We start from the raw sequence: 13,144 nt of genomic DNA, 5'->3' as shown, positions 1-13,144 counted from the left end.
TAAGCCGTTGTAGTCGAAGAGCTTGTTAGCTGGCTACTTCTTTGGCCGCAAGCACTGCACGGCCCTTGTACTCACCGCACTTGGGGCATGCGCGGTGCGGCAGCTTGCGCTCCTGACAGTTCGGGCAGAAACCCGAGTTCACCGGGGTAAGAAAGTCATGGCTGCGGCGCTTGGCAGTGCGCTGTTTCGAGTGACGCCGTTTCGGATTAGGCATTTCAGTTCCCTTTCAAACCAGCCGGCACAGAGCGCAGCATGGCCACACAAAAATCTAAATTCGCAGTACCTTACTTCTCGATGTGTCCAGCCAGCCCGGCAAGCGCATTCCACCGCGGATCGACCACGGTTTCGGCACATTTACAAGTGGCAACGTTCAGGTTTTGGCCACAACGCGGGCATAGGCCCTTGCAATCCGGCGTGCAGAGCGTCCGACCGGGCAGGGAAAGCAACACCTGCTCCCGCACGACGTCCTCCAGCAGAAGACCGCTTTTTCCATAATACCCTATTTCGGTCTCATCTTCGGTAATAGATCGCTCTCCGGCCTCAGCATCTGCACTTTCCGGCCTGAAGATCAGGTCGAAGCTCCCCGAAAGCGGCACCGACACGGGGTCCACGCAGCGCGCGCATAGCACCTCGAACTCGCCTTTGTACCCGGCGCGAACCCGAATATCCGAAACCGTATCCTGCGGCCCCCGGTGCTCGAGGATCAGGTCGGCCCGCCCGCCCACCGGCATCTCGCCGATCTGCCGCGTGTCCTCCTGGTAGTCGATCACGCCCGGAGCGATTGTTTCTTCAAAAAATAACGGTTCCTGTTCGAGTTGGAGCGGAATAATCAGCACACTACAAGCCTATGGAGTCCCAGCCCGCAGGTCAACTACCCCAGGCAATTCCGTATCTGTAGAATGGGCGTAATTATCATGAAAGCAACCTCATCGGCATCTCCTGACACATCACACGTCTTTCTGACGCTGGACGCTCTCCGTGGAGTCGCCGCGATTGCCGTCATGACCTTTCACTACAGTGGCGAGTTCGGCCACCAGTTCTTTCCGCACGGATATCTCGCTGTCGATTTTTTCTTCATGCTCAGCGGTTTCGTTCTAACTTTCGCCTACCAGACGAAGCTTGATCGCGGCTGGACTACCCGTTCGTTTCTTGTGACCCGCCTCGTCCGCCTCTACCCCCTTTATTTTATCGGTCTTGTGCTGGGCATCTTTCTCAATACAATGCACGATCACTCCAGCCATCTCCACCCGGGTGCCCGTACCATCTCCATCCTGATACTCGATGGCCTGCTCCTTCTCCCCGCGGTCGGCGTTCCAACCCGGGATCACATCATCTTTCCTTACAACCAGCCTGCCTGGTCCCTCTTCTTTGAGGTCGCAGCCAATATCTTTCATGCCCTTTTCCTGAGAAGGCGAAGCTGGAAGTTTCTTCTTGGAACCCTCGGCGTCGTTGCAATGGCGTTCATTTATTCCATTCGCAAGTTTGGCACGATCGACTTCGGCGTTAGCCAACCGCATGCTTTCTACACCTTCTCCCGCGTCCTGTTCTCTTATCTCATCGGTATGCTCCTGCTCATGGTTTGGAAGTCAGGAAAAGTTCGCTTGCGCGTTCATCCATTCTTCGTTGCCATTCTGCTCCTCCTCTCGCTGGGGGCTCCGGCCATGCCCCAATTCAAAACGATGTACGATCTGCTCCTTGTGGTTCTATTTTTCCCGGTACTGCTCCTGGTGGGCGCTTCGTCGCAACCTGGCCCGCGCCTCGTGAAACTCTGCCATTGGCTGGGTATCTCTTCCTATGCGGTCTACATGCTGCACGTACCGTGCAGCCGCCTCCTGGACGGTGTCAGACACTCCTTAGCTCGAAGCTCAGACAATCAGCATCCCTGGGCAAGTATCATCTCCATTCTGTTCACGATCATGCTCGCTCTCTTACTCGATCGTTTCTATGACATACCCGTCCGAACTTTCCTCCGTAGAAAGCTCGCCAGTACTACTGCATCACCCCGGATCACCACCACGATCGCATCCTAACCCCGGGCAATTGCTGTGCACATAGCCTTCCCCCATCTGCACGATTTACCCTAGCCAGATGAGTTCTCTTTCGAACGGCCTGCCCATCTCCCTGGCCGACGTCCAAGCCGCCCGCGAACGTCTCCAGGGCTCCATCTATCTCTCGCCCTTCCCCCACTCCGAGATGCTCTCCCGCACCACCGGCCAGTCCATCTTCCTCAAGCTCGAAAACCTCCAGATGACCGGCTCCTTCAAGGAGCGCGGAGCCCTCAACCGGCTCTCCCTGCTCACGCCCGAAGAGGCAGCCCGCGGCGTCGTCGCCGCCAGCGCCGGAAACCACGCCCAGGGCGTCGCCTACCACTCCACCAAGCTCGGCATCCGCTCCAGGATCGTCATGCCCCTGGCCACGCCGCTGGTCAAGGTCACCGCCACCCAGCGCTTCGGCGGCGAGGTCGTCCTGCACGGCGCCAACTACGACGAGGCCGCCGCCGAGGCCACCCGCCTCTGCAAAGTCGACGGCCTCACCTTCATCAGCCCCTTCGACGACCCCGCCGTCATGGCCGGACAGGGCACCATCGCCCTCGAGATGCTCCAGCAGGTCCCCGACCTCGACGCCATCGTCGTGCCCATCGGCGGCGGTGGCCTCATCGGCGGCATCGCCTGCGCGGCCAAGGCCCTCCGGCCCGGCATCAAGATCGTCGGCGTCCAGACGGCGCGGCTCGCCTCCATGCCCGCCGCGCTCGCCAACCACGGCCCGGTCACGCTGCCCCCCTCCACCACCATCGCCGACGGCATCGCCGTCCGCCGCGCGGGCGACGTCACCTACCCCATGGTCGCGGCACTTGTGGACGAGGTCGTCACCGTCGAAGAGGACGAAATTGCCTCCGCCATCCTGATGCTGCTGGAGCAGGAAAAAACTCTAGCCGAAGGAGCCGGAGCCTCCGCTTTGGCCGCGCTGTTGCAGCAGAAGACCTCGCTCAAGGGAGCCCGCACCGGCGTCCTGGTCTCGGGCGGCAACATCGACGTCACGCTGCTCTCGCGCATCATCGAGCGCGGCCTCGTGCAGGATGGCCGTCTCATCCGCCTGCGCATCCACCTGCTCGACAAGCCCGGAGCCTTGCAGGACCTCACCCGCGTCATTGCGAGCCATCGTGCCAACATTGTCGACACCCTGTACAACCGCGCCTACTACGGCGTGAACCTGGGCGAGACGGTCATCGACATCACCATGGAGACCCGAGGCCGCGAGCAGGTCATCGAGCTACTGGCCGCCCTCACCGCCGAGGGCTACAAGCACAGCCGCGTGCAATAAAATCCTAAAACGCAAGAGCAAGGCGAAACGGGGATAAGAAGGGAAAAAGGGATAAGAGTGGAGCCTGAAGGTCTTTGCCTTTCACGCGCAGCGTCCAAGACCGCACGAAGTGCCACCTGCCCGGCGTGAGGGCGCTGTTGCTGTCGCCTGTTTTCTTGGTTGTCATTCAGGAGCGAAGCGGAGGAATCTGCTTCTGTTCTTGCCGTTGCTTCTAAGGTAGGTCCGGGCTTTAGCCCGGACATTAAAACCAGCCACAGCGGGCTTTAGCCCCCGAGGTATGCCTTCTTCAACCCCACCACAAATCTGAAGGCCCTTTGGGATTCGGCAGCAAAACCGATAGATCGGGTCTTCAACCCTCGTCCATACGCGGAAACATTTACCGGGGGCCGGGGGCGTTGCCCAGGTATCCGAATGAGCAAAAAGATGAGGGCCGAAGGCCCAACCTATCACCCGGCACGGTTCTGACGCGCCCTTTCAACTCATGTACCAGCCGCCGTTAAGGTTGATAGTCTGCCCCGTCATAAATCCATTTCCCGCCACCATCACCACGGCCTCGGCGACCTCCTCTGCTTCACCGAAACGCCCCACCGGCAGCAACTCCGGCTTCGCCGCGTTATTTCCCCGGATCATATCCGTCACCACCAGCGCCGGGGCGATCGCGTTCGAGGTGATCCCCTCCTTCGCCAGCAGACTGGCATAGCTGTGCGTCAGCCCCAGCATCCCGGCCTTGCTCGCCGCATAGTGCGGGCCAATCACGCCGCCGCTCTGCGCCGCAATCGACGACACAAAGATCAGCCGCCCCCAGCGACGCTCCCGCATCCCCGGCAACACCGCCTGCGAGACCAGAAACGCCGAGGTCAGGTTCTGCGAGATCGACCGCTCCCAGTCGCTGCTCGTAATCTCCGCCAGCGGCCTGCGGATGCTGATGCCTGCGTTATTCACCGCAATGTCGATAGCCCCACACCGGCTCTCGATCGCGGCAACCATCTCCGCCACCTGCGGCTCGCTCGAGACATCGCACTGCACCGCGAAGCCCTCGCCGCCACCCGCATGGATCGCCGCAACCACCTCCTGCGCGGCAGCCTCCGACGCCAGATAGTTCACCGCGACCACACACCCGGCCTCGGCCAGAGCAATCGCGCAGGCCCGCCCGATCCCCCGCGACCCACCCGTCACCAAAGCGACCCTGCCCTTGAGACCGCCCATCTATCCCTCCCGCAACTGCTCCAGAAACTCTACCAACTCCTTCGCCAGCGGAGCCTCCAGCTCAAGCTCTTTGCCCGTCTGCGGATGCGTCAGTTGCAACGAGGCCGCGTGCAGAAAGTTCCGCTCCAGCTCCAGCACGCCTTCACCGCCATCCACCCGGCGAATCACATGCGGAGCGCCATACAAAAAGTCCCCCACCACCGGATGCCCCAGCGACTGCATATGCACGCGAATCTGGTGCGTTCTTCCGGTCTCGATCTTCACCTCGACCATCGTAAACGCGCCGAACGGCGTAGTAATCCGCTCCAGCACGTGCATGTGCGAGACGGCGCTGCGCCCATCCGGCCTCCGCGTCGTCATGCGGATGCGCCGCTGCAAGTCCCGCGCGATGGGCAGCGTTACCGTCGTATCGTCCTTGGCCAGATGCCCGTGCACCAGGGTCAGATAGGTCTTCTTTACCGTTCGTTCGGAGAACATCTCCCCCAGCTTGCGGTGCGTGCTGTCATCCTTCGCCACCACGATCAGCCCGGAGGTCTGCTTATCCAGCCGATGCACGATCCCCGGCCTAAGCTGCCCGCCGATATCCGACAGCTTGGCCAGATGAAAGAGCAGCGCATTGACCAGCGTGCCCTTGTTCCGGTCGTCGTCGGTCGCGCCCGCGCCGGCATGAACCATCATGCCCGCAGGCTTGTTCACCACCGCCAGATACTTGTCCTCGAAGACGATATCCAGCGGAATATCCTCAGCAGTAGCGTGCAGCGGCTCCAACTGCGGCTGGCCCTCGATCTCGACCGTCTCGCCGCCCTTCAACTTATCCTTGGCCTTGGGCGTCTCGCCGTTCACGCATACCTGCCCGGCGTCGATCAGGACCTGCACCCGCGCCCGAGAGATATCCGGCAGCGCCTGCGCCAGGTAAAGGTCGAGCCGCATCCCCGCGGCCACAGGATCGGCCACAAACGTCCGCACGGTAGCGTCGGTCACATCGCCGTCGTCTTCAAAGTCGAGCACCGGCACCACCGGCGGCATCTCCGGGTCCACGCCGCGCGTGGCCACATACTCCGCCCGCACCGAGTGGCGGCGCTGGCCCTTGGGCAACATATTCTTCGAGGGCATCGAACACCTTTCCTTCTTCGCTGCGATAGCGAGACAAACAAAAATCCGTAGCGACCCGCCACGTTAAGGGCACGGCCTCAGACGAGGGACGCCTCTTCCGCCGGTGTAGTCAGCACATAGACCACCGCTCCGGCCAGCATCATCCCCACAGAGACCCATTGCAGCGGATCGAGCATCGAGGTCGATCCAAACATATCCGGCTGCCGCAGAAAACCGATCAGGAACTGCCCCACCCCAGCCGCAAACAGAGCCGCAGCGGTAACCCCTCCCACCGCCGGACGTCGCCGACGCAGCCAGTAGAGCAGCCCATCGGTCAGCAGCAGCGCGTAAAACGCCACATACAGGGCCACCGGATGCAGCGGGGTCGACTCGCCCGGCATCCTGATCCCGAACCGAGCCGGAAGCCCCGCGTCCGAGCCTTCGGCAAAGTGCCCCAGCGCCAGAAACGCCCACGTCAGCGTCGCGCACGGAGCCCACGCGTCCAGCACCTTCCATACCGGCAGATGCTTCCTGCGCAGCCAGATCAGCATCACCACCAGCGTGGCCGCCATCCCCGTGGCGGTCAGCGAAGGCACCATCAACAGCAGCAGCGGAGCCTGCAAAAAGCTATGCACATTCTCAACCACCAGCAGCAGCCGCGAGAGCACAAACGCCGCGATCACCGCGGACAGCCCCGCGTCCCAAACCTCATCGGGAGCCAGCCCTACCCACGCAGCCGTCCGCTGGCTCAGCAGCAACGCCAGCATCAACCCCACCGCAGCCAATACGCCAAAGGTCGGAATCGAGAGGTGCCCGGAATGAAGGAGGTAGGGATACACGGCTTACAACAGTCTATCTGCTCAACAGCAAAAGCGCCCTGGCGCCGGGCGGGCGGCACTTCGTGCGGTTCTCGACGCTTCGCGTGAAAGAAGAAGAGAAGAAGAAAACCGACCCACTGGGCCGTGCGACGAAGCGCAGGTGAACCCGTCTAAGACGGTGGGATCTAGCCGTGGCTCTTTAGGCTTTCCGAACTGGCGGACCTAGCACACCGAGCCATATCTACGAGCCAAACCCCTGTTCAATGAGTATTGGTTCAACCTGCGTTGTTCGCGCACCTGCTTTGCAGGCCGGCGTTCTGGTTTGGATGCTAACCGTGTCCGCAGACAAGCGCAAGTCAAGCGGTCTGGATACGATTTAGACCAGATTAAGACACTTACTGTTTTTCTTTATCCCGCCCGCCGAGCCTCACGGCCCTCAAGCTCCGCATCCAGCAGCTCATCGAGCATCCCCGAGAGCGTCCGCATCGTCGTCTGGCTCGACTGCGACTCGGCTATAGCACTCGCCAGCTCATCGTGCCGCGCCCGCAGCACTGCCAGCTCATCGGCGATATTCAACGAGGCCAGCACCGCCACCCGCAGCGAATCCACCGTGGCCCCCAGCGCCGAGACGGCCCGCATCTTGGCGTCCACAATGGACGCCAGATGCTGAATATAAGCAGGGTCGGTGCCGCGCAGATGATAGACCTGATCGTAGATCTCGACCGACACTGCATCCGCGCGGGCCTGATCTTCACCCATCGCGACCGTGTCCCGAGCCTCTCTCAGATCATCAAATTCACTCAATCCGCATTCCCCTGGCCCAGTTTTAAATCAACTCATCCATCTGCCGCATCAGCTTCTCCACGCGGCTCCGCACCACATCGCGCTCCTGGTTCAGCGCCGTAAGCTGCGTCTGCGTCTCGTTCGACGCACCGATCAGCGCATCGAGCTGCTCGCGCAGGCTGGCAGCCTCGGCCTCTGCCGCGGCGCGCGCCTCGCGCTCCCGCCGCACAATCTCGACGGCGCGAAGGATCTTCTGCTCGATCGCCTGAAAGTCCTCGGCGCTGAAGCTCTGCTTCACTTCCGAAACAGCAGCGGTGTTTGTGCTCTCGTCCATACTCTTCTCTTCCGTATCCACCAGATTCAAGACTGCCGATGTGCTCACGCGGGTGCTCCCTGTCGCGAGTATAGACTCGCCCTCAGTGGATTTCGTAGCCTTAGCCTCAAGGAGTGATTCCAGGTAGAACCTAGCTTGGTTCCCTCGTCTTCCCTTCAAGACCGCATCACCCCGCCCAGCTTCTCCAGAGCCGCGATAATCGCGCCCTGCCACGCCGTCAGGTCCTCTTCACGCAGCGTCCGGTCCGGCGACTGAAAGACCGTCCGCAGCAGCAGCGAGTAGTGGCCGGGGTTCTTCTTCGCGTCGCGGAAGACCTCGACCGGCAGCAGCCGTTGCAGCTCCGCAAACCCCAGCCCTTCGACTGCCTCGGCCACCTGCCGCCACACGACGGCATCAGAAAATGTAACCGAAAAATCACGTTCGACGGCCTGGAAGCGCGACAGCTCCCGCGCCGTCACATGCCGCAACGGAAGCGCCAGCAGAGCCTCGAGATCCAGCTCGGCCAGATACACCGGCTGCCGCAGCTTGCGCGCCTGCTGCTCTGCCTGGGCAAGCTGGCCGAAGCACCCAAAGCTCTTGCCGCCGATCAAAACCGCAGCCGCACGAGTGGCCTCAAGATACCCCGGCACCCCCTCAGTTGCATACGTAACACCCGAAGTAGCAAATAACCCGAGCACCGCTTCCACCACGCCTTTCAGCTCATAGAACGGCGCGTCCGCAGCACTAGCCAGCGCATTCGCGGCCACCTGCCCGGTCAGCCCCAGAGCCAGCGACCGCGACTCCACCACCTCGGCCGTCGATCCCGTAAACCGCGCCCCCGCCTCGAACAGACGCACGTTCAACACGTCGCGATTAAGGTTGTGCGCCAGCATCGCCACCATGCCCGGCACCAGCGACGGACGCAGCAGCGAAGCCTCTTCGTTCAACGGATTCTCCAGCGGAATCGCCGGGCGATCCAGCGCAAACAACACGCTCTCCGACGGGCTGGCAAAGGTCGTGCTCACGGCCTCCGAATAGCCCAGCGCCAGCAGCCGCTGCTGCACGGCCTTCTCCGCACGAGCCGTGGGATACGCCTCAACAATGCCCGGCGTCGGCAGCGTGTTAGCAAAGCCGTTGTAGCCGTAAACGCGCGCCACCTCTTCGATCAGGTCGATCTCGCGTGTCAGGTCCAGCCGCCAGCTCGGCAGCTTCACCTCAAACGCATCATCATCGACCGCCGTGAGCCCACAGCCCAGCGCCGTCAGAAAACGCACCACCAGCTCCCGCGTAATCCCCTCGCTGGCGATGGTGGTCCCAAGGTGCCGCTGCACCTGCTTCACCGAGAGCGTAATCGCCGGACGATCCGCCGTAACCGAGGCCAGCGCGGGCACAATCACATCGACCAACTCACCATCGAGCTGTCCACCGCAAGCCTCAAGAATATGCCGCGTCACCAGCGTGTTGCCGATGGGCGCCGCGTTGAAGTCCGCGCCGCGCTCGTACCGGTGCGAGGCGTCCGTGTGGATCAGGTGCCGCCGCGAGCTGGCGCGAATCCCCGCCGGCTCGAACCACGCCGACTCCACCACGATGTTCTTCGTCTCAGCCGTAATCATCGAGTCCCAGCCGCCCATCACGCCGGCCAGCGAGAGCGCCTTCTTCTCATCTGCGATCACCAGATCTTCAGCGGTCAGCGTGCGCGTGGTCCCGTCGAGCAGACGCAGTTGCTCGCCCGCGTGCGCCAGCCGCACCACGATCCCTCCCTCGATCTTGTCGAGGTCGAAGGCGTGCGTGGGCTGCCCCATGCCCAGCAGCGTAAAGTTGGTCGCATCGACCGCGTTCGAGATTGCCTTCTGCCCCAGCAGCTCGAAGTACTTCGCCGTGACACCCGTCGAAGGCGAAATCGTCGCGCCGCGAATCACCCGCGCCGTAAACCGTCCGCAGCGCTCGGGAGCCTCAATCCGCACCGGCAGCGGCGCGGCGGGCACAGGCTCCGGCAAGTCCAGAGCGAAGGGCATCAGGGGCACGTCGTAGATCGTCGCCGCCTCGCGCGCGATGCCATAGTGGTTCATCGCGTCCACACGGTTGGTCGTAATGTCCATCTCGAAGAGATGGCCCGCGCCCTCACCGAGATCGTGCACGCCTTCCACCGCGATGCCGCGCAGGGTCAGGTCTTCCGCAAGTTGTTGGTCGTCCACGGTGATGCCGGGGACGGAAGAACGAAGCCAGCTTGTAAGAATCTTCATGGTTTGACGCTTTCCAGTGTAACTGCCCGGAGCAGAGGCACTTCGTTATGAAAACTGCTCCAAAAAGCGCATATCGCCCGAATAAAACTGGCCGATATCCGAGACCCCATGCAGGATCATCGCGAACCGCTCGACGCCCATGCCGAAGGCGAATCCGCTGACCTTCGCCGGATCGTACGCGCCGTCGTCCCGGCCTAGCTTGCGCCGCTCGCCGGTCACCGCGTCGAAGACCGCCGGGTCGACCATGCCGCAGCCCAGCAGCTCGATCCAACCCGAGTGCTTGCACTTGCGGCAGCCCGAGCCGCCGCAGAAGATGCACGAGATCTGCACATCGGCCGAAGGCTCCGTGAACGGGAAGAAGCTGGGGAAGAACCGCGTCTTCACCGACGATCCGAAGAGCGCCCGCATAGCATGGTCGAGCGTCCCCTTCAGGTCCGAGAAGGTGATGTTCGTATCGACGCACAGCCCCTCGATCTGGTGAAAGATCGGCGAGTGCGTGGCGTCGGCGGCGTCGTTGCGGTGCACCTTGCCGGGGATGACGATGCGCAGCGGCGGTTGCTCGGCCACCATCGTGCGTATCTGCACGGGCGAGGTGTGGGTCCGCATCAGTAGCCGGTCGCGCCCCGGCTTCGACTCCTGCCCGGCGATCTGGAGCGTGTCCTGCGTGTCACGGGCCGGGTGGTTCGGAGGAAAGTTCAGCGCCTCGAAGTTGTAAAAATCGCTCTCGACCTGCGGGCCGAGCCGCGTGGAGTAGCCCAGGTGATGGAAGACGGTCACGATGGCATCGAGCGTCGTCAACAGCGGATGCGGAATACCCGGCTTATGCGCCGTGCCGGGCAGGGAGACGTCGATTCCCTGCACTACAGCGGCCTTGGCCGCGACCGGCGCGTCGAGCACGGCCTCAATCTGCTGCTTCAACTGGTTGAAGCGCATTCCGAGCGGCTTGCGGGCCTCTGGCGGCGCGTCCTTCAGCCATGTCTCGCTGATCGACTTGAGGCGGCCCTGCTTGCGTCCGAGCCAGAGCAGACGGAAGGCTTCGGGGTCGTTGGCCGCCGATGCTGCGGCGGACGCGCTCACCTCTTCGGCGAGCACGCTGAAGGCTGTGTCCAGCGTCGGCTCGTCGTAGCCGGAGAGGTGGGGAATCACTTGAGAGATAACGTCTTGCATGATCTTTAGAGTTTAGTACTTCGTACCGTTCTCGGGGCGGCATGGACAGGATGATCTTCTGAGGGCCTTCCGCTGGTCGGCAGCGAGCATCGTTTATTTCCGACCGACGGGAGGACCACGCGAAGCAATAAAAAGGCGTGCAAACGCCCGCGGAGTACTATAATCACGCAGCCTCCCGCTCAAACTGAGGGGTAACGTTCATGCAGACAAGTCAATTCTCTGAAGAGCTACGCAGACGACGGACGCTCTCTCGACCGCAGATACGAGCAGAGTTCTGGAAGTATTTTGTGCTTGCCATCTTGAGCTGGGGCGTGGCGGGCGTCATCATCGACCACCTGATAACGCATGTTCACTCGGCCTTCATCGACATACCGGCCTGCTTGCTCACGTCGTTGGTAGCTGCGTTTTTATCTGTCATTAGCTGGATCAAGTTCAGGAATCTGGGTGCGGTGGACAAGCAAGCGAGCTAGGCATGTCCTCCCAGATTCGGGGCACGTTTAGGAACAAAAGCGCCCTGACGCCGGGCGGGCGGCACTTCGTGCGGTTCTCGACGCTGCGCGTGTTTCCTACAGCGCCGACAACACCACCGCCACCACCAGCACGCCCAGCATCAGCGATTTCTTATCCGTAATCGCATACACCACCGGGTCTTCATCGAGCTGCCCCCGCGAAGCCAGCAGCCAAAGCTGCAACAGCCACAGCAGCAGCACCGGCACCATAAACCAGAGCCGCCCCGGATGCAGGTAGAGCCGCGAGTTCAGGTTCGAGATGTACTGGGTAAACACCACCACCGACGCCAGCGCCGTAGCCGTGCCGAAGCTGCGCAGCTGCTCGAGATCCGAGATCAGATACCCGCGCCCATTCGCCGGAGCCTTATCCCGCAGGCGCAGGCTCTCCAACTCCGCGAAGCGCTTCACAAATGCCAGCGACAGGAAGAAGAACACGCTGAACCCGCCCAGCCACGTCGAGACCGGAACCCCGGTCGCCGCCGATCCGGCCATGATCCGAATCGTGTACAGCCCTGAGAGGACGATCACGTCCACCAGCACCATCCGCTTCAGTCGCAGCGAGTAAGCCAGCGTCGTCACCAGGTAGATCCCCATCCAAGCCGCGAACTTGTACGGAGACCCCAGAGCCTCCGACGGCGAGATGGCGGCCAGAATATACGGCAGCCCCAGCGCTAGAGCCAGCGACGCCAACAGCCCCAGCGCCACCACGGCGACGCCTGAAATAGCCGAAAGATTTCCCGCCGCAAAGGGCCGACGCCGCTTGGTGCGGTGCTTCCGGTCGGCCTCGAGGTCCAGCAGATCGTTGACAATGTAGGTGGCCGAGGCACACAGCCCGAAGCTCAAAAACGCAATTGCAGCAGCGACCAGCAGCCCCAGCGAGCGCACGTGCGCCAGCAGCAGCGGCAGAAAGATCAGGACGTTCTTAGCCCACTGGTGCAACCGGACGGCCTTCAGCCACGCCTTCAGGGTCGAGCTGCTGTCCTCAAAGGTCCGGATCGGAACCGTACCCGAACCGGCCAGCGCCGAGCGCAGACCGGATGTGGGATTGGCCACCATAGGCTCCTTGCAGGCCGCCAGCACCGGCCCGTCCGGCGTGGCGTTGCCGATATAGCTGAACTCGTCGCCGAACTCCTGCCGGAACGCCGCCAGCTTATTGCCCCCGGCCAGGTTCAGCTTGCCGTCCGACGCCAGCACTCCCGAAAAGATACCCAGGTGCAACGCCACCCGGCGCGCCAGCGTGGAGTCGGCCGCGGTCGCCAGGTAGATCGGCCGTCCGGCTGCGTGTTCGGCCGTCAGGAACTCCAGCAGCGGCTGATTGTAGGGCAGATGCTCGACATCCAGCTCGACCGCCGAGGTAACGTGCTGCTTAAAAGCGGCCTTACCCTGAGCCAGCCAGCCCGGAATCCGTAGCAGAAGCTCCGGATGCTGCCTCGCCAGAACCAGCACAGAGTCGACCAGCGTATCCGACTTGACCAGCGTTCCGTCAAGATCCACACACAGGGGTAGAGTCGTCGTGAAGCCCTTATCGGTCAGCGATGTAACGGATTTTTCCAGCAATAGTCTGCTCCCCTTTGGAGGGTAGCGCAGCCGGAAGCTCCGCGCCACCCTCTTCATCCATCCGGCTCCAATTGAAATGAAACCTTCTTTACCGTCGATTCGTCAGTTCACCTATACCATTGACATACGTAGCTG

At 62.2% G+C, this 13,144-nt stretch carries 13 protein-coding genes and 1 other RNA gene; 3 read left to right on the top strand and 11 right to left on the bottom strand.

What is annotated here, in order from left to right:
- Positions 1-25: 25 nt before the first annotated feature.
- Entirely contained in the window at positions 26-214 is a 189-nt protein-coding gene (gene rpmF / locus FTO74_RS02975) for a 50S ribosomal protein L32 (protein WP_162536805.1), read from the bottom strand.
- A 70-nt stretch (positions 215-284) separates the two neighbouring features.
- Positions 285-836 carry a DUF177 domain-containing protein gene (locus FTO74_RS02970; RefSeq protein ID WP_162536804.1) on the bottom strand — a complete coding sequence of 184 codons (552 nt, stop codon included), beginning with the start codon at positions 834-836 and terminating at the stop codon, positions 285-287.
- A 78-nt stretch (positions 837-914) separates the two neighbouring features.
- On the opposite strand from FTO74_RS02970, the gene FTO74_RS02965 reads away from it, so the two are divergent.
- Both FTO74_RS02965 and FTO74_RS02960 read left to right on the top strand, forming a co-directional pair.
- Entirely contained in the window at positions 915-2,030 is a 1,116-nt protein-coding gene (locus FTO74_RS02965; RefSeq protein ID WP_162536803.1) for an acyltransferase, read from the top strand.
- 58 nt (positions 2,031-2,088) lie between these two features.
- Positions 2,089-3,321 (top strand): threonine ammonia-lyase, encoded by a 1,233-nt coding sequence (locus FTO74_RS02960; protein ID WP_162536802.1) that lies wholly within the window; start codon positions 2,089-2,091, stop codon positions 3,319-3,321.
- A gap of 474 nt (positions 3,322-3,795) precedes the next feature.
- On the opposite strand, the gene FTO74_RS02955 is transcribed toward FTO74_RS02960, so the two are convergent.
- From FTO74_RS02955 to pheS, 8 genes are all read right to left on the bottom strand, one after another.
- A complete protein-coding gene (locus FTO74_RS02955; protein WP_162536801.1) occupies positions 3,796-4,527 on the bottom strand; it encodes an SDR family NAD(P)-dependent oxidoreductase in 732 nt (243 codons plus the stop codon).
- The gene (locus FTO74_RS02950; protein WP_162536800.1) at positions 4,528-5,640 is read right to left on the bottom strand and encodes an RluA family pseudouridine synthase; all 1,113 of its coding nucleotides are present in this window, start codon (positions 5,638-5,640) and stop codon (positions 4,528-4,530) included.
- Positions 5,641-5,717: 77 nt separating this feature from the next.
- Entirely contained in the window at positions 5,718-6,458 is a 741-nt protein-coding gene (locus FTO74_RS02945) for a prolipoprotein diacylglyceryl transferase family protein (RefSeq protein ID WP_162536799.1), read from the bottom strand.
- A gap of 106 nt (positions 6,459-6,564) precedes the next feature.
- Positions 6,565-6,751, bottom strand: a non-coding RNA gene (gene ssrS / locus FTO74_RS02940) — 6S RNA.
- 94 nt (positions 6,752-6,845) lie between these two features.
- Positions 6,846-7,241: a cell division protein ZapA gene (locus FTO74_RS02935; protein WP_345933969.1), complete on the bottom strand. Its 396-nt coding sequence runs from the start codon at positions 7,239-7,241 to the stop codon at positions 6,846-6,848.
- A 22-nt stretch (positions 7,242-7,263) separates the two neighbouring features.
- Positions 7,264-7,602, bottom strand: a complete 339-nt coding sequence (locus FTO74_RS02930) for a hypothetical protein (RefSeq protein WP_255462467.1) — start codon at positions 7,600-7,602, stop codon at positions 7,264-7,266.
- Between the two features lie 107 nt (positions 7,603-7,709).
- The gene (pheT, locus tag FTO74_RS02925; protein WP_162536798.1) at positions 7,710-9,776 is read right to left on the bottom strand and encodes a phenylalanine--tRNA ligase subunit beta; all 2,067 of its coding nucleotides are present in this window, start codon (positions 9,774-9,776) and stop codon (positions 7,710-7,712) included.
- A 45-nt stretch (positions 9,777-9,821) separates the two neighbouring features.
- Positions 9,822-10,943 (bottom strand): phenylalanine--tRNA ligase subunit alpha, encoded by a 1,122-nt coding sequence (pheS, locus tag FTO74_RS02920; protein ID WP_162536797.1) that lies wholly within the window; start codon positions 10,941-10,943, stop codon positions 9,822-9,824.
- A 200-nt stretch (positions 10,944-11,143) separates the two neighbouring features.
- On the opposite strand from pheS, the gene FTO74_RS02915 reads away from it, so the two are divergent.
- Positions 11,144-11,413, top strand: a complete 270-nt coding sequence (locus FTO74_RS02915) for a hypothetical protein (RefSeq protein ID WP_162536796.1) — start codon at positions 11,144-11,146, stop codon at positions 11,411-11,413.
- A gap of 96 nt (positions 11,414-11,509) precedes the next feature.
- On the opposite strand, the gene FTO74_RS02910 is transcribed toward FTO74_RS02915, so the two are convergent.
- Positions 11,510-13,009 (bottom strand): UbiA family prenyltransferase, encoded by a 1,500-nt coding sequence (locus FTO74_RS02910; protein ID WP_255462466.1) that lies wholly within the window; start codon positions 13,007-13,009, stop codon positions 11,510-11,512.
- Between the last annotated feature and the right edge of the window lie 135 nt (positions 13,010-13,144).

The sequence above is a fragment of the Granulicella sp. WH15 genome (assembly GCF_009914315.1).
Taxonomy (GTDB): domain Bacteria; phylum Acidobacteriota; class Terriglobia; order Terriglobales; family Acidobacteriaceae; genus Edaphobacter.
Note: the sequence above shows the minus strand (reverse complement) of the source record. Positions and strands in the feature narration are given on the sequence as shown.

Coding starts and splice junctions, on each gene's coding strand:
- FTO74_RS02955 (WP_162536801.1), bottom strand. CDS start 4,527: ATGGGCGGTCTCAAGGGCAGGGTCGCTTTGGTGACGGGTGGGTCGCGG.
- FTO74_RS02915 (WP_162536796.1), top strand. CDS start 11,144: ATGCAGACAAGTCAATTCTCTGAAGAGCTACGCAGACGACGGACGCTC.
- pheS (WP_162536797.1), bottom strand. CDS start 10,943: ATGCAAGACGTTATCTCTCAAGTGATTCCCCACCTCTCCGGCTACGAC.
- FTO74_RS02950 (WP_162536800.1), bottom strand. CDS start 5,640: ATGCCCTCGAAGAATATGTTGCCCAAGGGCCAGCGCCGCCACTCGGTG.
- FTO74_RS02965 (WP_162536803.1), top strand. CDS start 915: ATGAAAGCAACCTCATCGGCATCTCCTGACACATCACACGTCTTTCTG.
- pheT (WP_162536798.1), bottom strand. CDS start 9,776: ATGAAGATTCTTACAAGCTGGCTTCGTTCTTCCGTCCCCGGCATCACC.
- rpmF (WP_162536805.1), bottom strand. CDS start 214: ATGCCTAATCCGAAACGGCGTCACTCGAAACAGCGCACTGCCAAGCGC.
- FTO74_RS02960 (WP_162536802.1), top strand. CDS start 2,089: ATGAGTTCTCTTTCGAACGGCCTGCCCATCTCCCTGGCCGACGTCCAA.